Genomic DNA, 21,302 nt, shown 5'->3' with positions numbered 1-21,302 from the left:
TGTGCGGAATTGCACGAAAAGTGTAGCACGCGGGGAAGCAAAGATTAACGCAAAGGACGCAGAGGTCGCAGAGGGGGAAAGCACATGAACTATAGGTGAGTCGCTCAAGTCGAGAGGTTACTTCGAGAGGATTTTACCGGTGCCCCAGCAATCTTTGAGGAGTAAACACCCCAAGGGCGGGTTTCGTCTTCGCCGTCCTTTTACGTTTCTTCTCAGCTGGCAGTCGCGAAAGCGGGAGCCAGCGCTCGGGCTACGTTGCCGCCTTCGTGCTTGGCGGCGTGCAAGGAACTCTCGGCGCGGTTGATGACTTCAGTGACGATGTCGACGGGATCATAGGAGGGGTCGAGCACCGCCTCGGCAATTCCGCATGTGGTTCTCAGGGGAACGGTCCTGGTGGAGAAGCGCATGCCATCGAGCAGCTTACGCATCTTCTCCACAACGAAGAATGCATTCTTATCGCTCGTGTCGGCGAGGATCAGCGCGATCTCGGTGAGATCGTATCGGACCGCAACGTCGTTCTGGCGAATGTGCGAAGAGATGGTCTGTCCGAGTTGCTGCATCATCGCTTCTACGCCGCTCTCACCCATCTCGCGCACCAGCACCGATGCCTTGCCGAAGTCCATCAGCATGACGCTGAGTGGCGAGTTCTGCTGCACGGATCGACGCACCTCGGACATGAGCACGTCGAGATACGAAGAGCGCTTAAGGAGGCCGGTTTTTTCGTCAGTGACCGCGAGGTTTTTGACCAGGCTTCGCAGGCGAGCATTGTTGACGGCGAGCACCATGTGGTCGGCAATGGTGCGCAGGACTACTGTATCGGTGGGCAGCCAATGTCGCGGCGTGCCGCACTGTTCAAGAATAAGCAGTCCGGCGTGCCTGTCGCCGTCCATCAGTGAAACCGCAAGCAGCGCCTGGATGTTGAGCGAAGTGATCACCTGCTGAATCGGTTCGAGTTCCGCAATACCAGCGACGTCCGAATAGGCGACTGCTCCGCCGTTAGCAACGCTGACAGCCTGCAGTGTCGTGATCAGCTTAACGATGCTCGTCACTTCCGACTGCTTGATGCCGGGTGCGCAATACTCCATGGCGGCGGACGGCGGCTTACCTGGCGTGATCAGCCCGGCGATGCAGCGGCTCGCGCCCCAGTGCCGGCCGATATCGTTGACCGAAGTGAATAGAACGCCCTTTACGTTGTGCTGGCGGTAAAGGTTACGGGTGATCTCCGCCACGCGCGAAATGTTATCGACGGCGGTCTCACCGGTGAGTGCGCGCGACTCCTTCGTGGCCGCAGACGGCGGCTCGACCATGAGAAAGCGTCCCGCCGGGGTAGTCTGCGTTGTTACGAGGCGCGTCTGAGCCGGCGGATACTGCGCAACATAACCGGCGCTCTGATAAAGGTCGCGAAGCTTAGCGTTCGTGTCTTCTTCGCGAGGAAAGAGCTTTGCGATCCGATCGAGGCGATCCAGCGCCTTGGAGCGCATGGAGTACTGCAGGAAAATCTCCGCCTGCAGGATCAGATCTTCGAGAACCGTGGACTCGCTGTCACCGACCGCTGGAGCCTCTTTGCTGTCCTCCGCCTTCAACACTCCAGCAAATCGGTTGGCGATGGCATTAAAGCGGGCGGGTTCGATCTTTTGCCGCAGCATCTCCAGGCGATTGGCGTGTCCGGGCTCATAAGGATCGACCTCGGCCGCACGATCCAGGGCGTCGGCAGCCTTAGAAAAATTCTCCGCAGCGCAGTAGATGTCGAACAGTCGCAGCAGTGTCGCGCAATACTCGTGTTCGCGGTTCGAGGTGTTAAAGAGTTCTACGAGGTACTCGAGGAAGTGAACATTGACCGGATGCTGCTCGGCGATCTCACTCATTTTGTGCACGAACTCGCGCCGCGTTCCGGCCTTGCGATGGAACGAATCCACGCGATCGGCAATGCGGCAGGCGTGTTCGCCTTCGTCGGCATCCAGAAACGAGCCGATGAAGTTGTAAATGAGCGGGGAAGACTGTTTCGGGGCGCGATCGAACATCTCCCAGATGTATGGCTCGGCTTCCGTCAGGCGATTGCACCCGACCAGCGCCTTGCCGTACGCCTCGCGCGCCTCCGCCGGAGCAGAGGGATAATTCGCCAGCGATTCAAGCAGGCGAGCAGCTTCTTCGGGATGAGAATTCTCGACAAGGCAACGCCCGTGACCCAGCACCGCGGCCGCGTTCTGCGGGTCGAGTTCGTAGGCTCGTGCATAGGCGCGACAGGGATCTTCGTTTGCGCGTTCGGCTGCAACCGCAACCGCGACGAAGGCGATCGCCGCAATCTTGTTCTCTCCCAGTTCGGCGGCAAGCTGTCCCAATCGCTGCTGATTGCTTGAGTTCGAGTTCAGGGCAACGACTCGATTAAGGGCTGCCAGCGCCTCACTCTTGCGTCGTGCGCTGAGTAATCCCTTGATGCCAACCTCGTATGCGTCCAGAGCGTCCTTGCGATTGATCTTTTCACTGAACTGCGCGAACTGGAGGGTTTGCTCAGTCGAAGGACTTCGCAGGCGAGCCAGCCTTTTGTAGGTAACAACAAGTCTTCCGATGTCACCGATCGAGACGTAGTGATCGAACATCTCGGAGACCAGGCGGGCAGCCTCGTCGTTGCGGTCGAGTGTGAGGCAAAGATCGGCGGCACTTTGCCGCACGGAATCGTTGCGCGGATCATCTTCAAGGATCGCCAGGTATTCGTCGAGGGCCGCTTCCGGCTTGCCTTTGTGGAGGAATTTCTCGGCTTTTTCGAGACGTTTTGCGATATCCGACATGCGCGCAACCGGAGGTCGCAAGCGGCTTCTCGGACGCTTGCGAAACCTTCTGCAGAATAACCGCAAACGTATCGAGAGAGAACCACTTACCCTCGCACGTAGGGGTTGGTACTACTGTGTATCGGAAAGCCATGTACCAGGATGGAAACGGTTATGAAAAACTAACGACGGACTTGACATTCGCCTTTTATTCGCTGAAACTGAGAGCGAACGAGGTACATTCATGGCAATCACGCGCCGACAACGTCAGGTGCTCGATTTCATCACGAATTTTATTCGCGAAAACGGATATTCACCGTCATTCGAGGAAATCGGCCAGGGGCTCGGTTTGAGTTCCCTGGCTACCGTGCACAAGCACATCAGCAACCTCGATCAGAAGGGCTACTTGAAACGCGATTACAACCGCAGCCGCTCAATCGACGTCGTGCCGAACAAATCGCGCGCGAAAGCAGTGGGTCCAGTCGGACTGGAATTGCCCCTCGTTGGACGGATCGCCGCAGGCCACCCGATCGAACAGGTGGAGACGCCGGAAACCATTTCTCTTGCGGATTTCACCCGCTCGAAAGACGTGTTCGTACTGGAAGTCTCCGGCGAGTCGATGCAAGACGAACACATCGTGAACGGCGACTACGTACTCGTCGAGAAGGTTCAGGCGGCGCGCAATGGCGAGATCGTCGTCGCGCTGGTCGACGGCGCTGAAACTACGCTGAAGCGCTTCTACAAGGAAGGCGAGATGGTTCGGTTGCAGCCCTCAAACACCACTATGCAGCCGATCATGGTTCCGGCTGCGAATGTTGCGATCCAGGGAAGAGTCATTGGAGTGCTTCGGAAGTACTAGTTCAAAATTGCAGGTGGACGCGTGAAGCTGGCGCGTTAATCGGGGCACCTATCCAATACTGAAATCAGAAGCCCGGCTCGCGCCGGGCTGAAGTTTCTTGATCCGCGCAGACGGTTACGCCAGATTGTTGTCGATCGCCTTTTCGATGCGATCTTTCGGGGCGTAGCCCACGATCTGCTCACGAACCTGTCCGCCCTTGAAAACCAGGAGAGTCGGGATGCTGCGTACGCCGAAACGCTGGGTGGTGGCGGGATTCTTGTCGACATCCATCTTCCCGACGACGATCTTGTCGGAATACTGCTTGGCTACCTCGTCTACGATTGGCGCCAGGGCGCGGCAGGGGCCGCACCAGGCTGCCCAGAAATCGATCATTACCGGACGGTCTGATTTGAGTACCGTCTGGTCAAAATTGGCATCAGTAATCTCAAGAATGGCGTCGCTTGCCATCAATGTCCCTCCCAAAGGTATCGCCGGTTAGTCCGAAGGATGAGGCGGCGAGAACAACGAAATATCGTACCACCTACATAGATGCGGTCGGAAGCTAAAGGACGCAGCCCGGGACCTGCCGCAACGGTGGGAGAATAGTTCAGAGAAATCTAGAGCGCGCAAACCTCAGGCGCAAAATAAAGCGTCCCGGACCCGATGTCCAGGACGCTGTGGCAGCCCTCCCCCAGAACTGCCAACTTCGCGAATGATTGTAGCTGCTTCTTACTAAAGGGCAATATCACGCTAGTAACCTATAGTAATCGTTTCGGTAGTTACTCTGGATGGACAATTGATCTGCCCGGGGGCAGCTCTGGTGGCATTCAAACGTGTTGCTTCTTTGTTTCGTACATCTTACGATCGGCCTCGTCGATCATCTCTCCGACCGTTACCCCGCTGCGATATTCGGTTACGCCGATGCTGAAGGAGAGGTGAACAGCCTCAATCTCGGGGTTCTGGTTCCAGCGCACTACGTTTCCAAGAAGCCGCTGAAGGGCAAACCCAGCCTGTTGCTCCGTGGTATCCGGCATCACCACCACGAATTCATCGCCGCCGTAACGAACCACGGAGTCCGAAGCGCGCAGCGTGCGGCGCATGATCTGGACGGCGATCTTCAGCACTCGGTCTCCGGTTGCATGACCCAGTGTGTTATTCACGCCGCGGAAATCATCGAGGTCGATCATGACCACGGAGAGCGCGGTTTTTCGACGCTCTGCAGTCGCAATCTCCTTGCTCAACAGTGCCTCGAGGCAGCGGCGGTTGAACGTTTCGGTGAGCGGATCGATCTGCGCGGTCAGTTCCGCGGCTTCGGTTCTTACGAGCTGTCGGATCAATTCAAGGCGGTTACGCTTGAGCTGCAGGCGCTGTTCCAGCAGGTAAACGTTGACGAGGATGACAAGGACGACGAATCCAAGAAGGAGCCCCGGCAAGTATCGCCGCGAGAGCTCCAGGGTGCCGCTCCACCACTGCGGCACCGCCATGGCCAAAAAACCGGCCGAGATGGTAACACCGACCAGGACGGCGATAGACCACAAATAAAGATCGCGACCGTCCAGCGCCTCGAGTTTGGATTCGAGTTCGCGCACGGCCACCGCTGCCGGCATTGAATCATCCAGCAGACCCGGGCTGGTCTGTTCCAAGGGCACTCTGGGTGAAGATAGTACCCCAGAGTGCACTTAAGGCAAGAGTCAATATGCGCAAGAACCGCACTTCTCAATAACGGAAGTTCCGATTCGAGATCGTCCCAAAGTCACACGATCAATATTTGCGTCGGCGAGTCTCTCGCAAAACGGTGGCGAAACTGCGGCCACCCATGCTGACCGTGGGTACTACGGTTCCAGTGACCCCGACCCGTGCGCCCTTACCGGGGACACCGAACTTCTCCGACATCACCCACATCTTGCCGGTTCCATCGTCGATCTGATACATGCCGGTGCCGAGCGCTCCCCAGGAAGAAACGACGGTGCCATGAATCGCGACTTCCTTGTTCTGGTACCGCCCAGGATCCGCCTGGATTTCTGCAATGCTGCGCCCCTGTGGACACCCTGTTAGAAGCAGCGTCATCGCAATGATGGCTGCCGCGAAAAACGCACTACTGCCTCGCCTGAGTCGAATCATGTGCAAACTCCATGGTTTGTACTTGTTCTTCTTGGATGCAGACTACCTGCTCCGAGTCTATTTGGGATTTCGCGAGTAATAACCCGAAGGGGCGAGAACTGTTGCGGGTGGCCGATAGGCGAGTCGTACATCGGAACATCGGGCGATCGGAGGACGCGAAGAGCCAAAGATCGAACATCCATCGTGTTCTTCCCATCTTCCGATCTGGTTATTTCTTGTAGTCTTCGAGAATTCGGTATTGCGTCACTATGTTTTGCATCGCATTTCCCAGCTTCGCGAGGGAATGGCTTGGATTGTGCAATTCCACTTCTCTTTCCGTGGCCATGAACACTCCGGTATCGGACATCAGATAGAAAATAACTTCACCGGTCGCTGGTAGCACGTAGTCCGTGGTCTTGCGCATCTGCGACGGATATTCGCGTGCGACTTCTATGGCCTCGAGTGTCGCTCGCCTTACCGACTCTTCCTTTTGGCCGCCGATATAACCACCGCCGCTGCTCAGATAAATGCTCGCACTGCCGTCAGAGAGCGCCATCACCGTCGCAGTGCCGGCAGGCACACCCCAGTCCATCACCACGCCCCAGGGATCATCAGCGTGTGGAGGTGGACCCAACCCGAACCGCTCGCGTGTGCCGTACAACACCATGTTGCGCAAGCCCTGGTAGACGGTTTCCGCCGAGGGCTTTGATTCCACCGCAGGTTGCGTCTCGCGTTTAGAATCGCGACTCCGCGAACGCGCAATCACGTAGACGATCACGATTAGAATGACTGCTATCAGAAGTCCAGTGTTCATGAAAAAGGTTCGCCCAGACGCCGGGGATCATAACACTGTAGAAGTGGAGATTTCATTCACCTGCGATATTGGGAATTTTTGCTACACGCAACGGACCTCGCCTGTGGACTCAGTGCATCTATGAACTAGAGGAGAAAGACTATGAAGTTCTTCCTGACGATCGGAACCGTCCTACTTGCCTGCAGCGGGATGTTCGCTCAGAATAGCCAGCCCGCGCAGTCCGGTAACCAAACCACCGGCGTGTCGAGTGGCATGAAGATGGGTCCCGAACAGAAATCCCAGTCCATGTCGAACATGAACACCCGCATGCAGCAGATGCAAACCGAGATGCAGGACCTGAAGACCAAGATAGCAAAAATGCGAGCGGATGCCGAAAAGGTACAGGATCCGAACACGAAAACCGCGCTGCTTGACAATGCCGATATTTGGCAACAGTTCGTGGATCACATGCAAGCGCACATGACCATGATGCGGGGCATGCGCCCAGGTGGACGAATGGGCAGCGGCATGATGATGCAACAGAAAAAGCCACCCGCCGGAACAACAGGACAGACGCCCAATCCTCAGTAGGTGTCACGGACTGAACCGCTTTTTGCCAAAAAGTTACACCCACGAAGGTGCCGGTTGGTTTAGTATGTCGAGACCTTTGGAGGAGAAATGCATTATCACGATTCTGACGATTTGAAGCGTTTGGGCGAATTCAAACAACTGGCGCCGACCGAGTTTTCCGCATTTGTCGAATTCGACAAAATTGTCGGTCGCGATGACGGGGCCATTCCGCGCAAATATCGCGAACTGATTGCCATCGCAGTTGCCTGCACCACGCAGTGTCCCTACTGCCTCGACGTTCATACCCGCGCCGCGAAACGTGCCGGGGCCACGCGGGAAGAGGTGACCGAAGCGGCACTCCTCGCCGCCGCTCTTCGTGCCGGTGCGGCCGTCACACATGGAGCACTCGCCGTGAAATTGTTCGACCAGGCTCCCGCAACTCAAGCGCCAGCAGAGTCACGCAAGTAACCGAGCTAAGTGAAGGACAAGAACCCACGGTTCCGTCAGCATCGCGGCCGTGGGTTTCTCGTCTACGGGTTGTACTTGGCCAACCACGCTGCGACTTCGCGAAACACATCCCGAATCTGCTCCCACTTTCTCGGGAAGTGCGGCGAACCCGGATACGTCACCATGCGAACTGTTTTTCCGCGGGCTGCCATTACCTCGAACAGTTCTCGGCCCTGGTAGGTCGGAACTCGCTCGTCGGCGGCGCCATGCAGGATCAGCAAGGGTGTGGTGACATTCTCTGAATGCAGCGCAGCCGAAAATTGCGAGAAGGCTTCCGGATCCTTGTCCGGCCAACGCGCGTCGTAGTCGAACTGCTGAATGTCGCTCGTCCACATGAAACTGCCCCAGTCGGTGATGCCGGCTCCCTCAATCGCGGCCTTGTAACGATTCGTCTGGGTAACCGTCCATGCGGTCATAAATCCGCCGGCACTCCAGCCGAACATCGCCAACCGGTTCGGATCCGCCCAGCCTTGCTGAACCGCGTAATCGGTCGCGCTATCCACATCGCGGTACGCGCGGTCGCCGAAATGCTGGTAGATGGCGTTCAAGAACTCTGTGCCGTAGCCGGTCGAGCCACGATACTCCGGCTGCAGCACCACATAGCCCATCCCGGCGATGATCTTCGCCATGCCGTTAAACGCGAGTTCGTCGTTCCCTTCCGGCCCGCCGTGCGGCAGGTTTACAAAGGGATAGTGGTGGCCCGCCTCATAATTTGGTGGCAGAGTCAGCACGCCTTCCAGCGCGATCCCCTCTTTGCTTGTCCAGTGCACTACCCGCGTTTTGCCCAGGGCAATTTTCGCCAGTTGTTCGTCGCCTTCTTTCGTGATGCGCTGCAACTCGTTCCCTTGCGCAACCGCAACGTTCGTCGTGTGCTGCGGATCGACAACGGCCATCGCGCGCCCCTCAGGCGCAGAGCTGATCTGCGGCGAAATAATGCCGCTCTGAATCGTGCCCGCAGCCCACTTGTACGTGGGCAAGAGCGCTCCATTCTGGAAGGCATCGATCTCCGCCTGGACCCCGCGCTCGACAGTTACCCACACGCTCCCTTTGTTATCCACGGAGATGTGCAGCACCGAACCCTGCAGCTTAGGCGTGCGGTCCACTGGAGTTCCGCCGCTCGCCGAAACCGTCCAAACGTGATCGGGCGTCAAGACAGACGAAGTCGTGCTCAAGAACGCCAGTTCCTTGCCGCCATTAGTCCACACAAGGCTTCCAGCAGAATTATCGACGGTTGCGACATGGCGCGACCCTGCTACGCTGCAAACGTCAATGAAAGACCGCATATAGTGAAAGCCGATCTTCGGCGTCGTCGACAACACCGCGAGCGAAGCGCCATCCGGCGACCATGCTACCTGGTTGACGTCATGCAAATTGGAACACCACCACGCTCCACCCGATCCATTGGCACCCACGACGTAGATGCTGGTTGGCTTTGCCTCAATTACCGTGTGGACGTCGTCGAGCGGGTCGGGAAGGCGCGGATCGGCGAGCACGGCGTAATGCGAACCGTCAGGCGAGATCGCCGCGGAGTGAATTCCTCGCGGAAGTGCCGTCAGCGGAATCGGAGTTGCCGCGGCGGCAGCGGGGGTGTAGGCCGGCGCCAGCGGCAAGGTCGCCAACTGCCCCGCTTTGCCGACCTCGTATGTCCCATAGAGTGCCGAACCATCGCGCGTGAACCCACGCGGCTGAAACTTTTCGGGAATGCTGAGCTGCCGCGAGTCGCCGCCCGACGGAGCGATCAAATCCCACTCCGTGTTGGTAGTTCCCTTTTGCGCCCCGAACTGCACGCGGTAGAGAATGCTCTTGCCGTCCGGAGACACCGCAACCGGTGACGCACTGCGCAGCGTGACAGAATCATCGAATGTGTAAGGATGCCGCGATTGTTGAGCGAATCCACAGACAGCAATGAGGCATAGAACAAAAGAGACAAAGAGATTGCGCATGGTGCTCCTCAGAACGACCCAAGAGCATACCAGAGAGATTGTCGCTGGAAGCGCCGAAAGGGCGCGCGAAAGACCTCACGCTAAAATGCATCCATTCCGCGAGTCCAGAAATCTGAGCGTGCATGGGAGAACACACAAAGCTCAGGGCCGAGGACGGCCACGAATTCGACGCGTATATCTCTCGGCCAAATGGAAAACCGACGGCTGGACTCGTCGTCATACAGGAAGCGTTCGGCGTCAATCGTCATATTCGGTCGGTCGTCGATGAGTACGGGGACGATGGCTTTCTCTCTGTCGCTCCTGCGCTCTTCGATCGCATGCAGCGCGGAGTGGAACTGGGGTACGAGGGGGAAGAAGCGCAGTACGGCATCGGACTCGCGCGGCAAATCAATCCCGGCAATGCCGTCAAGGACATTGCCGCGGCAATGAGTTATCTACGTGAGCAGGGCGCGCGAAAAGTGGGCGTGACCGGTTACTGCATGGGCGGAACCATGGCCTGGCTCGCAGCTACCCGCCTCAACCCTGATGCCGCTGTGGGCTACTACGGCGGTCGTATCGCGCAATATGCAGGAGAAACGTCGCAGTGCCCGGTGATGCTCCACTTCGGCAAACTGGACCAGCACATTCCGAAAGAAGAGGTAGACAAGGTCCAGGCCGCGCACCCGGATGTTCCGATCTTCTGGTACGACGCCGGCCACGGCTTCAACACCAGCGATCGCACCAGCTTCAACGCCGACGCTTCAAAACTCGCGCGCCAACGATCGCTCGATTTTCTGAAGAAGAACTTATCCTAGCGCCGGGGCACTACTTGGCCTTGTCGCGCCCCGGTTAGTACTTGAACCCCAGCGCCTTTGTCGTGAATTCCACCAGCGGAGCCATCTTGCGGCATGCTCCGGCAAAATCCTGCATGCACTTTGCACCGCAGATCTGCTTCTCGCTCAACTCGATCGATGCCACGAAGTCCTTGAACTTGAGATCGTCGGCAAATTCGTGATTCGGATCGAACCCGCGGGGCGGTCGCGAAAGCTTGTCGCCCTCCAACTCGATCCTCTTTCGGATGCTCTTCCACTCCGCCGGATTCGCCACAACAGCCGTTCGAATCTTCGTCAGCGCCGGCGCGTCCGGATGCCAAACGCCGGCAGCCGCGAAGCAATTGTCGGGTTCGAGGTGGAAATAGAAGACCGGCGCATGCGCATCTTTGCCCTTTTCGTGCGAGAAATGAATTCCAACATGCGTTTTGAAGGGCCGCTTGTCGGAGGAGAATCGAGTATCGCGATAGATGCGGAACAGCGACCCGCGCGTCGGCCGTGCGTCAGCTACGAAATGTGGACTGAGCTTCGTAAGCTCCGGTGCGAAACCCGCGATGAACCGCAGCGCAGGTTCCTGCACGAACTGCTGGTATCGCATTTTGTTCTTCGCGAACCACTCGCGGTCATTGTGCCGCTTCAATTGACGAAGAAATTCGAATACTCCCGGAGTAAAGAATGCGCTATCAGTCATTTCGCCCCCATATCGCAATCAGTATATCGATCGCAATGCGAACGGCTCCTCCACATTGTTGCGCTTAGATGGCCCGTTGGCACTGTCTACTTGGCTGGAAGCTCGACCGAAAACTTCGCTCCTGCGTCACTGCAATTCTCCGCAGTGATGCTGCCGCCGTAAGCCTCGACCATCGCTTTCGCGATCGCCAGACCCAAGCCGTAGCCACCGGTCTCGCGCGAGCGGGACGCATCGGAGCGGTGGAACCGGTGGAAGATTCTTTGCAGCTCCTCTTCGCCGATGCCCGGTCCCTGGTCGGCGACCTCCACTCTCACCCGGCCATCGCCTCTCGCGACGGAGACTCGCACCTCCGCGCCCGCGGGGCTGTAGCGAATCGCATTGTCGAGCAGGTTGCTCCAGATCAATTCCAGGTCATCTGCGTCGCCCGGAATCTCCGCCATGTTCGAGGCGTTCACCGAGATTCGCACGGACTTCGCTTCCGCGATCGGACGCCAGCGGTCGGCGCTCTGTTCGCAGCTCGCAGCGATGTCCACCGGCGGCAGCTTTTCCCGGCCATTCCCTTCCCGCAGTTGCTCGGCTCGCGCAAGGCGAAGCATCGAATGCGTCAGCGATTCCAACCGTCCAACATCATCAAGCGCATGCTCCAGTTGCCGCCGATACTCCTCAGCACCGCGCGGCCGTTGCAGCGCCAACTGTAAAGTGGACTTCACGACGGCGATCGGCGTCTTGATCTCGTGCGCGACGTTCGCCACAAGCTCGCGCTCGGATAAGAACGCTTCCTGCAGCGTGGCCAACATGCGGTCCATGGCCTCGGTAAGAGGAACAAGTTCAACCGTCGACCTTGCCTCATCGGCGGCTCCGAGTTGCCAATCCGTCGCGTTAACCTGCGCCGCGCTGCTGGCGAGAGACCACAGCGGCGACAGTCCCTTCCGAACCACCCAAATCGTTGTTGATGTCGCGATTGCGAGCAGCACGAGGCTGCCGAGGAAGGTAGAGATCGCCACCCACCACTCACGCTCGCGAATCTCGCGGGTCGAGGCCGCGTAAAAGACCGTGATAGTTGCAGAATTCTCCGTCCCGGGACCTTCCGAATCGAGTACGGATATTTCCTTTAATCGAATCACCCGGTACTGCTGATTCCCCAGTCGCGCCGTCCAGTAAGAACGGTCCGTATTTCGAGGCAGCGGCAGGTCGCCTTGCCAGTTCGGAGATTTCGCAATGATGCTCCCGTTGCTCCCGAGAATCTCGTAAATGTCCGGATGCTCACTATCGAGCGGCGGCGGCACCAGGCTGTTGTCGAAGATGAGCGTGGGCTTCTCGTCCTCGCTGAAGCGCACCAGCGCGGCAATCGTTGTCGCTCTTCCGTGCAGGCCGGCATCGAGCGCCTTACGCAACTGCCAACTCGTGAGATAAGTGGCGAGGCCGACCACTGCCGCTGTCAGCACAAGCTGCGCCAGGACTAGCGAGACGATGAGGCGTCGCGTTATGGAGAGCTGCTTCATTCCTGGTCCCGCAACAGGTAACCTTGGCCGCGCAGAGTCTGAATCATCTCCCCGTTGCGGTCTTCCAGCTTGCGGCGAAGGCCGGATACGTAGACCTCAATGACGTTGCTGAAGCGCTCCCAGTTGAAATCGTACAGATGTTCGGAGAGTTCGGTCTTCGAGACGATTGCACCTTTCCGGTGAGCAAGATATTCCAGAACACGGTACTCCATCGCCGAAAGCGCGACGGCCTTTCCCGCCCGATAAACTCGCTGCTGGCTGGTATCGATCTCCACGTTCCCGAAGTGCAACGCCGCTGAAGCGTGTCCTTTGCCGCGTCGAATGAGCGCCTTGGCCCGCGCGATCAGTTCTCCCAGATCGAATGGCTTGGTGACGTAGTCGTCTGCCCCGCCGTTCAGCAAGGCGACGACCGACTCACGTTCATCGCGCGCCGTAAGAACCAGCACCGGGACATCTTTCCCCGATTTTCGCAAACGTTGCAGTATTTGCGCTCCATCGAGGTGCGGGAGCATGAGATCGAGGATCAACAAGTCGTACGGATTTGACTCGGCCATGTAGAGGCCTTCTTCGCCATCGTACGAACAATCGACCGCATAACCGGCACTCTCACGCAAACTTCGAGCGATATTGCCGGCCAGGCGCCGCTCGTCTTCAATTACCAGGATGCGCATGCTGGCTTCTGAATAAGCATCATTATGCGCGCTCGCGTGGGTTACAAATGACACAACTCGGCCTCGCTGGCATCACTATGCCAATGAGCACCTTCATGCACGTCCGAGTGCAGGGACCAGTATTTACTTCTTCGCTCCATTGGGCACGGGCATGGGCATGCTCACGACCTGGGGGATATAGACGTTCGGTTCTGTTTCGAGCTTCTTAGGCTTCATCGTATTGCAGACGTAAGTGAACAGTAACTCGCCAGATTTTTCGAACTCGGGATGTTCTTTGCCAGCGTAACAGAAAGTATCGGGATCGTAGTGAGGATCGCTCTTCTGCAGTATTGGAATCTTGTAGATCACGTCGCCGGACGTCCATGGGCCGGTCATGCTGGGCGCTGTGCGAAAGATCACTTTGTCTGAAAAAATCTGCGGATCCACCATCACCGCAATCCATTTCTTCAGTTCCGGGTGGTAGCGCACCGACATTTCAGAAGCGCCCTTCTCCATCACAACCTTGGCTTTGGCTGGATCGAGGCCGTCATGCCACTTATCGTCGCTTCCCAAGTACTGCAGGTTCTTCTTTGGATCGCCAAGCCCTTTTACCGGAATGCGCGTGAGGATTTGCGGCCGGTTCCCCTGTTCGTACATCGTGAAAATATAGAGATAGTTGTCCTTGATCAATGTTGAAGCGGACGGATTCGCGTGAACAGCCTCATCCACGAGCGGCGAGTACGAAATCTTCCAGTCCTGCGGATTCTTCTCGATCCCGGTCACATGCGCGAGATCGGTCCCGCAGACCTCAAACCCAAGCGCAAAGGCATCGGAGTTCGGCTTATTGCGCACGCATAGCAGCGTGATCCACAGTTCGTGTTTATATTCCACGCCGTCCAGCGCCCAGTAGTAGGTGCCGTCACTACGTTGCGGTTTGAAAAAGCTGTCAAATGCGCCGTTTGCATCGCGCTTGATCGAGTATTCAAGATTCCACTTGCCGTTCTTGCATGTCGAGATCCCCAGTGAGTTGTGCACCATCTTGGGTTCGTTCCCGGTGACTTCACGCTTGTCGCCGTAAAGGGTATCTCCGAAAATCCATACCACGCGCCCATCCTGCAGGGGGATGGAGTATGCCGCATCGGCACCCTGCCAGGGGGCTTTCAGTGAAAACGACGGTGTGCAATCGAAGTGTTTGGATTGAGCAGCCGCAAGAGCCGTGGAGAACAGTAGTATGAAGACAATTTTGGATACCTTGAGCATGACCTATCTCTCGCAAAAGTGATGAGATAAATAATAACCGGTTTCATGCGGTTCGGCGCTGGCGTCTTCCAGTATGGTGCCGTCAACCCAATCTGCTTCCAGCCGCAATCATTTCTGCCCTTCCGACGCCGTGATCCCGATCGCAATATCCAGCGGCCTGACGTGCTCCGGTGAAATGTATCGGTTCACCAGAAATTTCTGTCCGTCCCGGGTCACATCGTAGCTGAAGCAATCGGTTGAAGACAGGGCCATTCGGGCGCGCAGCAGAAACAGCGGCACGGGAACTCCAACCGCAAAGCCATTGACCGTGCTCACAGGAACCGCCGTCAGTACTCCCTTCGAGTTGACATAGAAGAGCTCTTTACCGTCATGGCGCCAGCGAGGTTCGGTTCCGCCACCCTGCGAAACCTGCCACTTGCCGCCGAGACCCGGGAAGTTCGTTACATATACTTCCCAAGCGCCTGACTCATCGGACATATACGCGAGCCACTTGCCATCCGCGGAAACTTGTCCATTCGCCCAATTGGCAGCGCCTTCGAAGATCGGCGTACCCTGGGATTCCCCGCGGCTGACCCGCATTAACCGTTCATCTCCATTCGCGCGCGGCTCCGGCGAAGTGTAAATCAGTGTCTTGCCGTCAGGAGTCCACGAGTTCGGCAACCGGTCCTCCGAGGCCAAGGTCCGCGCTACCCAGACGTGATCCTGTTCCAGGCCGTTGGAGGCTTTCAACGACAGACTGGATGTTCTCCGGAAAGCGATCGCGGTTCCGTCCGGAGACCATACTGGGTCGGCTTCTTCGTCAGGAGCAAATGTGAAACGTGTCGCTGTTCCACTTTTTAAATCGCGAATCCAGACATCGACGTTCGCTGTTGTTACATCATCAATATCCTCAGCGACGCGTGTTCCGTCGGGAGAAATGGCAGGATTAAAAATCAAGCCTGCAGGACCCAAGGTCCCTAATTCCTTGCCGGCCCGATCGACCCAAGTTAACTGCGATTGCGAAGCCGCCGCGCTCGTGTTCGATATCAACGTTCCATTTCGTGAAACCGTGAAAGCCCCCCAGTATAGAGATGCGTCGTAAGCTACGCCTTCTGCGACGATACGCGCCTCGCCGCGAATGGTACCGCTCTTCGGATCAAAGTCTTGCATCAGGACCTGGCCCTTTTCCCCGACATATAGAAGCTTGCCCGGATCGACGTACGCTGCGTTGGAATAGGTAGCTTGCAAAAACCGCTTCGGTTCGCCATCGAGCGAACTGATCCAGATGCCGTTGCGGTTACCGATCTTGGCGAAATTGCCTCCGTAAAAGATGAAGTGATTGCCGTCCGGGAGAAATTGGGGCCAGCGATGTGAGGCTTCGTCTTTGGCAAACATCTTGTCAGTTAACTGAACCAAACCTGTTCCGTCAGCATTGATACGCCAGAGCGGTCCGCCTGACTGCGGCGAGAAGATGATCACGCCCTTGCTACTCCAACTTCCTCCGCGTGGTGTGCTGACCGAAGCTAGCTGCTGCGGTCCCCCGCCTGAGATCGAGATTTTCATCAACTTACGATTGGCAAAATACCCGACGTACTTGTCATCAGGTGACCAGAACGGAAATAGTGCGTTCTCTGTACCCGGCAGCACCGTTGATGTGCGGGAGCCGATCCGTTGCACAAACAGCATTCGCTGGCCCGTCACATCGTTCACTGATACAAACCCCAGCATCGTGCCATCGCCAGAGATCGCCATGTGGCTGACTTCATTGTTCACTGGAATCGCGAAGTACTGGACGTGCGCGGGCCCATGATTGCTTGCTAAACGGACAGACAACAATCCGATTGCAACCGCCGCGACAAGGAGCGCTGCCATTGCACCGAATAGTTTCCAGTTTGTACGATGAGCAACCGGCAGGGCAGTCGTGGTCGTGGTCTGCGACAGCGCCTCTAGCGCGAACCCAACGTCGCGGGATGAGTGGAATCTCCGCTGCGGTTCTTTTTCCAGGCACCGCCGCACAATACGTTCCAGTCCTGGCGAAACGTGCAGTGCGGCGGGGTCGAGTTCCGGAGGTTCCTCTTTGAGTATGGCGTTCATCGTCTCAATCGACGATTCACCACGAAACGCTCGCTGTCCGCTTAGCATTTCGTAGAGGACCGCGCCGTAGCTGAAGATATCCGTTCGCGCGTCGACTTCATTGCCGCGTACCTGCTCAGGCGACATATAACCAGCCGTCCCCAGGACGACGCCCGGCGTCGTGTGCGTCGGAGCGGCTGCGGTCAAACCATCTGCGCTTGCACTCGCGACGGTTTCACGTTGCGCCAGTTTCGCCAACCCGAAGTCCAGTATCTTCAGCCTGCCATCTTTGGTCAGAAAAATGTTCTCCGGCTTCAGGTCGCGATGGATGATGCCCTTGTCGTGTGCTGCCGCCAGTCCCTGCGCGATCTGCATTCCGTACTCGACCGTGCGTCGCTGACCAAGTGCGCCGGCCTTCAGGCGTTCCCGCAGCGTCTCGCCTTCCAGCAGTTCGCAGACAAGGTAGGGAGAGCCTTCATACTCACCGATGTCGAACAGGTCGAGAATGTTGGGATGGTTGAGGGAGGCAACCGTGCGGGCCTCGAGTTCGAATCGGTGTAGGCGGTCATCGTCCTTCGCCAGTGAAGATGGCAGCAACTTGATCGCGACATCGCGACCTAGCCTCGGGTCGCGCGCTCGGTATACTTCGCCCATTCCGCCGGCCCCAAGCGGCGCAGTGATTTCGTACGGTCCGAGTCTCGACCCACTCGACAGGCTCATTTACCCACCGTCCCTGCGAGTTTCTCTTCCACCTCACGGGTGAAATTGAAAACGTAGGTGATGCGCATCGGTTCGTGTTTTCCGGTTGGGCTGTAGTCGCGCAGGACTGCGACTCGAGTTCCGTCGGGATGGACTGTGAAGTTGGTGTTGACCGGCCCGCGGACGCCCAAATTGACACTGCTCCACATCTGTGGTGTCGAGGGGCTAAACGTATCGGCCGTAGCGGCGTACTTGGCGGTCATCAACTGCTTCTCGTTGTTTTCGAAAAACAGCTCGTGCGTAGCGGCGGACCAGTGAGGAAAGAAACCTCCTCCCTGTGAAACCTGCCAGCGTCCTCCGGGTCCGGGGAAGGGACGGACAAAGATTTCCCATGTACCGGTCTCGTTCGACTGATACGCGACCCATTTTCCATCCGGGGAGAACGCCGGTTGAGTCTGTAACCCAGTCGCGGTCACGAACGGCTGAATGGATCCAAGCTTCCATCCTGCCTTGTCATTTCCTTCAAGCGTGGCACGAAAGAGATCCGAATCGGCTCCGCCGCGCGTGATACGGGTGAACACCGTCGATTTGCGATCAGGACTCCACGTTACAGGGCCAAAACGGAGAGCGTCTTCCAGCAGGACTTGCTTCTCGCCACCCCCGTCGGCGCGCTTCCACGACAGGGAAAATTTTGCGCCAGGCTCGTCCGTTGCGAATGAGACGTATTTGCCGTCCGGAGTCCATTCCGGATACATATTGCTGGGACTCCCAAATGTCAGGCGCGTGATCACGTCGCGCTTATAGTCGTCGACAAGAATGTCCTGCGACCCTCCTTCTTCGATCCCTAACGCCAGGAGGTTGCCGTTCGGTGAGAAGGCTAGTGCCCAGTAGGTCTTTGGTGCGCTCGCCAGAGGGGAAGACTTACCCCGTGAGTTCAACCATTCGACATCAAATAGCTCCGAGGTGTTGACGTTTCCGGCCATGTACGCGGCCATGCCGGAGTTGGAAAAGGACATCTGTGACCCAGCACTGCCAAACGCGCTGACGATTCCGCCAACAATGGGCACCGGCTGACTCCGGACTTCAAGTTTTCCGGGATCGAACCGCATGCCGAATAAGGTGCCCTGGTGCACAAAAACGAGATATCCGCCGGGCAAGTAATGGGGAGCATAGCCCCCGTGGTAGAGAATCTTTCGTTCTCCGGTTGCGATCACCTGCGCAATGATGTTGGAGTTCTCGTAGTTGTTGCCGTCATCGCTTGCGGTATAGATGATGACCTTCCCGCCCGGGAGAAACTGCGGCCACCGATGGGTTACTTCATTGCCCTGCAGTTTGGAAATCGCTGTAGGAGTCCCTCCGCCAGCCGGAATCCACATCAGAGACGTGCGCGTCTGGGGTGCGAAGATAATGGTGTTGTCCTCACCCCAGGCGCCGCCGCGGTCATCCGTGATCGTGCAGAGACTGACGATGGCCCCGTCTTCAACAGCAAGCTTCTTCAGTTGATTCTCGGCAAAGAAGCCGATCCAGCGTCCATCGGGAGAGAAGAAGGGATCTCGCGCGCCATCGGTTCCCGGCAGCAATTTCGGTTTCGCCTCATCGAGGGAGCGCCACCAGAGGTGACGCACGCGGTTGCCATCTACGACGACATATGCGATCCGTGTGGCGTCGGGAGACAAAACGGCGGAAGCGCCATAGGCAGTGTAGAGATCTCCTTCGACGCCGAGGTCCGCCGTAAGCCGAACCACTTGCGGGGCTGGCGAAACTTTCCAGGGCCGCCAAATCAGAAGGCTCAACAAGGCGAGCACCACTGCCAGCGCCCACGGAACAGCCATAAAGAGCGCGGACCGCGGTCGTGGGGCAATGGCAGCAGCCGCGGGCGGCGGCACTGCCGTTTCGCCGGATAGGCACTCTTCGAGCGCGATTCTGGCATCTCCAATGGCTTGCAGACGATTCTTTAAGTCTTTTCGGAGACAACGCTCGATGAGCCTGCGAAGGGTAACGGGAGTAGTGGCGGGCAGAAGGATCCAATCAGGCTCACCACGTACGACCGCCGCCAGCGTATCTGTTACTGTCTCGCCTTGAAACGCCAACTTCCCTGCCATCATCTCGTAGAGCACGCAGCCGAATGACCAGATGTCACTGCGCCGGTCAACCGCCCTGCCCTTTGCCTGTTCAGGGCTCATGTATGCTGCGGTGCCGATGATCATGCCCATCTTTGTAGCGGCGGCTGTGAGGGTTGGGGAGCTTACTGGGCTACCGCCTGCATTGTCGGCCGCTTGCGCCTTCGCGAGCCCGAAGTCGAGGACCTTGGCCGTTCCGTCGGGCAACAATTTAATGTTCGCGGGCTTCAGGTCACGGTGAACGACGCCGTGTTCGTGCGCGTACTCCAAAGCTTCGGCGATCTGTCGTGCGCAAGCAACTGCCTCATCCAAGGGCAGTGGGCCGTGCGCAAGCCGCTCGGCCAGTGTGTCGCCTTCGACCAACTCCATCACCAACGCCCGCGTTCCCTGGGATTCCTCCAATCCGTAAAGCGCCGCGATGTTAGGGTGGTTTAAAGACGCAAGCAACTGTGCTTCCCGTTCGAAACGAGCCAATCGCTCAGGATCCATTGCGAATGCGTCGGGAATGACCTTGAGGGCGACTTGGCGGCCAAGCTTGTTATCGCGCGCACGGTACACTTCACCCATGCCGCCGGCGCCGAGAGGCGACACGATTTCATAGGAGCCCAGGCGAGTTCCACCGGTAAGTCCCAATCCCCACTCCAGAAAGCAGTGGGGGGATTCTACTCTAGTGGGAAGCGATGCAACGAGCCAAAACGCGCCAAATACAGAGGAACGCAGGATCCGGTAAACGGGTGCACCAGACGCCAATGTCCCAATGCACCCACCGTTGGGCGGCTCAGTTGCTGTAAATGCGAACGTAGTCGACCAGAACCTGTGATGGAAAGCTCGTCGAACCATCCGGCGATCCCGGCCAGTTTCCGCCAACGGCCAAATTCAAAATGATGAAGGCGCCGCTGCCGGAGTCAAAGGGCCACACCCCACCGCTCTGCCCTGTCGTGTAGGTCGCATAGATGTTGTCGGGCGAGTCGACATAGTATTCGACGCGGCCGGGGGACCAGATCATGCCGTAGGTATGCCACTCCGAGGCGGAGAAAGTCTGCCCTCCGGCGCCGAAGAACTGCTGCGAGCCATTCAAGTTCGTACCATGGATGGACGCGGCGACCCAATCAGGTTGAGGAGCGTTGATGTGCTCCATGATGTCCTGCTCGCCGCATGCCGGCCAGTTCACCTTCGCGATGTTATTGCCGAGCATCCAGAACGCCGGCCAGAGCCCCTGCCCTTCGGGCACCAGCATGCGCGCCTCGACTCGCCCATAAAGAACGCTGAACAGTCCTTGCGTTTTCAAACGTGCGGAGGTGTACACGCCAGTGGAAGGCTCTCGGGCGACGATGTGCAGATAACCGTCGGTTCCGACGTACACGTTGGGATTATTCGAGTCGCATGGCGCGGTCGACGAACCCCAGGCACAGTATGTCTCCAGTTCCTGGTTTCCCCAACCGCCTGCGCCGGTGTCATACGTCCAGAACGTCGAGTTGGGCCCGATATTCGCCCCCGTGCTGTTGGTGAATTCATCGCTCCACACCAACGTTCCAGACCCAATGTTCGGGGAAACGCTTTGGCTGGCGAGCTGGCTTCCCGTGCTTCCGGCGTAGGCGACAGCCTTTAAGGTCGCATTTGTGGTCAACAGGAATGGCGCCACGTATAACGCGGAACTTGTAGTGGGCGTACTGCCGTCGAGTGTGAAGTAGATCGACGTTCCGGACGTGCTATCCGCCATGCTGATGAGTTGGCCGCCGTTTAACTGCGCGGTCATCGAAATCGTTGGGGTGGAAACCGCGCTCGAACGACCGCCGCCGTCTCCCCCCGAACTCGTACTCGAACCGCCACCGCAGGCCAACATCGCAATAATCGCAATAAGAGAAAATGCCAGTATGAATTTGCCTTTCACGTATTCCTCCGTACGCAGGGGACGAGCGTTCCCGTACGATCTCTCGAATTTGAATTTGCCGGGGGCGCAGTCACGGCGAGGATGAAGAAAAAAACTGGGCAGCCTGGAGGTG

At 57.7% G+C, this 21,302-nt stretch carries 17 protein-coding genes; 4 read left to right on the top strand and 13 right to left on the bottom strand.

Annotation, left to right across the window (positions count from 1 at the left end; translation table 11 throughout):
• Positions 1-212: 212 nt before the first annotated feature.
• Positions 213-2,807 (bottom strand): diguanylate cyclase, encoded by a 2,595-nt coding sequence (locus ROO76_05985; protein MDT8067701.1) that lies wholly within the window; start codon positions 2,805-2,807, stop codon positions 213-215.
• Positions 2,808-3,009: 202 nt separating this feature from the next.
• Between ROO76_05985 and lexA the strand changes: the two genes are divergently transcribed.
• Positions 3,010-3,624: a transcriptional repressor LexA gene (gene lexA / locus ROO76_05980; protein MDT8067700.1), complete on the top strand. Its 615-nt coding sequence runs from the start codon at positions 3,010-3,012 to the stop codon at positions 3,622-3,624.
• Between the two features lie 114 nt (positions 3,625-3,738).
• On the opposite strand, the gene trxA is transcribed toward lexA, so the two are convergent.
• From trxA to ROO76_05960, 4 genes are all read right to left on the bottom strand, one after another.
• Positions 3,739-4,071, bottom strand: a complete 333-nt coding sequence (gene trxA / locus ROO76_05975; protein ID MDT8067699.1) for a thioredoxin — start codon at positions 4,069-4,071, stop codon at positions 3,739-3,741.
• A gap of 359 nt (positions 4,072-4,430) precedes the next feature.
• Positions 4,431-5,210 carry a GGDEF domain-containing protein gene (locus tag ROO76_05970; GenBank protein ID MDT8067698.1) on the bottom strand — a complete coding sequence of 260 codons (780 nt, stop codon included), beginning with the start codon at positions 5,208-5,210 and terminating at the stop codon, positions 4,431-4,433.
• Positions 5,211-5,364: 154 nt separating this feature from the next.
• Entirely contained in the window at positions 5,365-5,724 is a 360-nt protein-coding gene (locus ROO76_05965; GenBank protein ID MDT8067697.1) for a hypothetical protein, read from the bottom strand.
• A 208-nt stretch (positions 5,725-5,932) separates the two neighbouring features.
• Entirely contained in the window at positions 5,933-6,517 is a 585-nt protein-coding gene (locus ROO76_05960; GenBank protein ID MDT8067696.1) for a hypothetical protein, read from the bottom strand.
• Between the two features lie 141 nt (positions 6,518-6,658).
• Between ROO76_05960 and ROO76_05955 the strand changes: the two genes are divergently transcribed.
• Positions 6,659-7,087 (top strand): hypothetical protein, encoded by a 429-nt coding sequence (locus ROO76_05955; protein ID MDT8067695.1) that lies wholly within the window; start codon positions 6,659-6,661, stop codon positions 7,085-7,087.
• An 87-nt stretch (positions 7,088-7,174) separates the two neighbouring features.
• A complete protein-coding gene (locus ROO76_05950) occupies positions 7,175-7,534 on the top strand; it encodes a carboxymuconolactone decarboxylase family protein (protein MDT8067694.1) in 360 nt (119 codons plus the stop codon).
• Positions 7,535-7,596: 62 nt separating this feature from the next.
• On the opposite strand, the gene ROO76_05945 is transcribed toward ROO76_05950, so the two are convergent.
• Positions 7,597-9,516 carry a S9 family peptidase gene (locus tag ROO76_05945; GenBank protein MDT8067693.1) on the bottom strand — a complete coding sequence of 640 codons (1,920 nt, stop codon included), beginning with the start codon at positions 9,514-9,516 and terminating at the stop codon, positions 7,597-7,599.
• A 122-nt stretch (positions 9,517-9,638) separates the two neighbouring features.
• Between ROO76_05945 and ROO76_05940 the strand changes: the two genes are divergently transcribed.
• Entirely contained in the window at positions 9,639-10,310 is a 672-nt protein-coding gene (locus ROO76_05940) for a dienelactone hydrolase family protein (GenBank protein MDT8067692.1), read from the top strand.
• Between the two features lie 34 nt (positions 10,311-10,344).
• Here the strand turns inward: ROO76_05940 and ROO76_05935 are convergent, their stop codons facing one another.
• From ROO76_05935 to ROO76_05905, 7 genes are all read right to left on the bottom strand, one after another.
• Positions 10,345-11,016, bottom strand: a complete 672-nt coding sequence (locus tag ROO76_05935; protein MDT8067691.1) for a DUF2461 domain-containing protein — start codon at positions 11,014-11,016, stop codon at positions 10,345-10,347.
• A gap of 86 nt (positions 11,017-11,102) precedes the next feature.
• The gene (locus ROO76_05930) at positions 11,103-12,518 is read right to left on the bottom strand and encodes an ATP-binding protein (protein ID MDT8067690.1); all 1,416 of its coding nucleotides are present in this window, start codon (positions 12,516-12,518) and stop codon (positions 11,103-11,105) included.
• The gene (locus ROO76_05925; protein ID MDT8067689.1) at positions 12,515-13,189 is read right to left on the bottom strand and encodes a response regulator transcription factor; all 675 of its coding nucleotides are present in this window, start codon (positions 13,187-13,189) and stop codon (positions 12,515-12,517) included. Before ROO76_05925 ends, ROO76_05930 begins: the two co-directional genes overlap by 4 nt.
• 123 nt (positions 13,190-13,312) lie before the next feature.
• A complete protein-coding gene (locus tag ROO76_05920; protein ID MDT8067688.1) occupies positions 13,313-14,428 on the bottom strand; it encodes a DUF4185 domain-containing protein in 1,116 nt (371 codons plus the stop codon).
• Between the two features lie 108 nt (positions 14,429-14,536).
• Positions 14,537-17,200, bottom strand: a complete 2,664-nt coding sequence (locus ROO76_05915; protein MDT8067687.1) for a protein kinase — start codon at positions 17,198-17,200, stop codon at positions 14,537-14,539.
• Positions 17,197-19,932: a protein kinase gene (locus ROO76_05910; protein MDT8067686.1), complete on the bottom strand. Its 2,736-nt coding sequence runs from the start codon at positions 19,930-19,932 to the stop codon at positions 17,197-17,199. Before ROO76_05910 ends, ROO76_05915 begins: the two co-directional genes overlap by 4 nt.
• A 145-nt stretch (positions 19,933-20,077) precedes the next feature.
• Positions 20,078-21,190 (bottom strand): family 16 glycosylhydrolase, encoded by a 1,113-nt coding sequence (locus tag ROO76_05905; GenBank protein ID MDT8067685.1) that lies wholly within the window; start codon positions 21,188-21,190, stop codon positions 20,078-20,080.
• Positions 21,191-21,302: the final 112 nt, after the last annotated feature.

The sequence above is a fragment of the Terriglobia bacterium genome, assembly GCA_032252755.1.
Classification (GTDB): Bacteria; Acidobacteriota; Terriglobia; order Terriglobales; family Acidobacteriaceae; genus JAVUPY01.
Note: the sequence above shows the minus strand (reverse complement) of the source record. Positions and strands in the feature narration are given on the sequence as shown.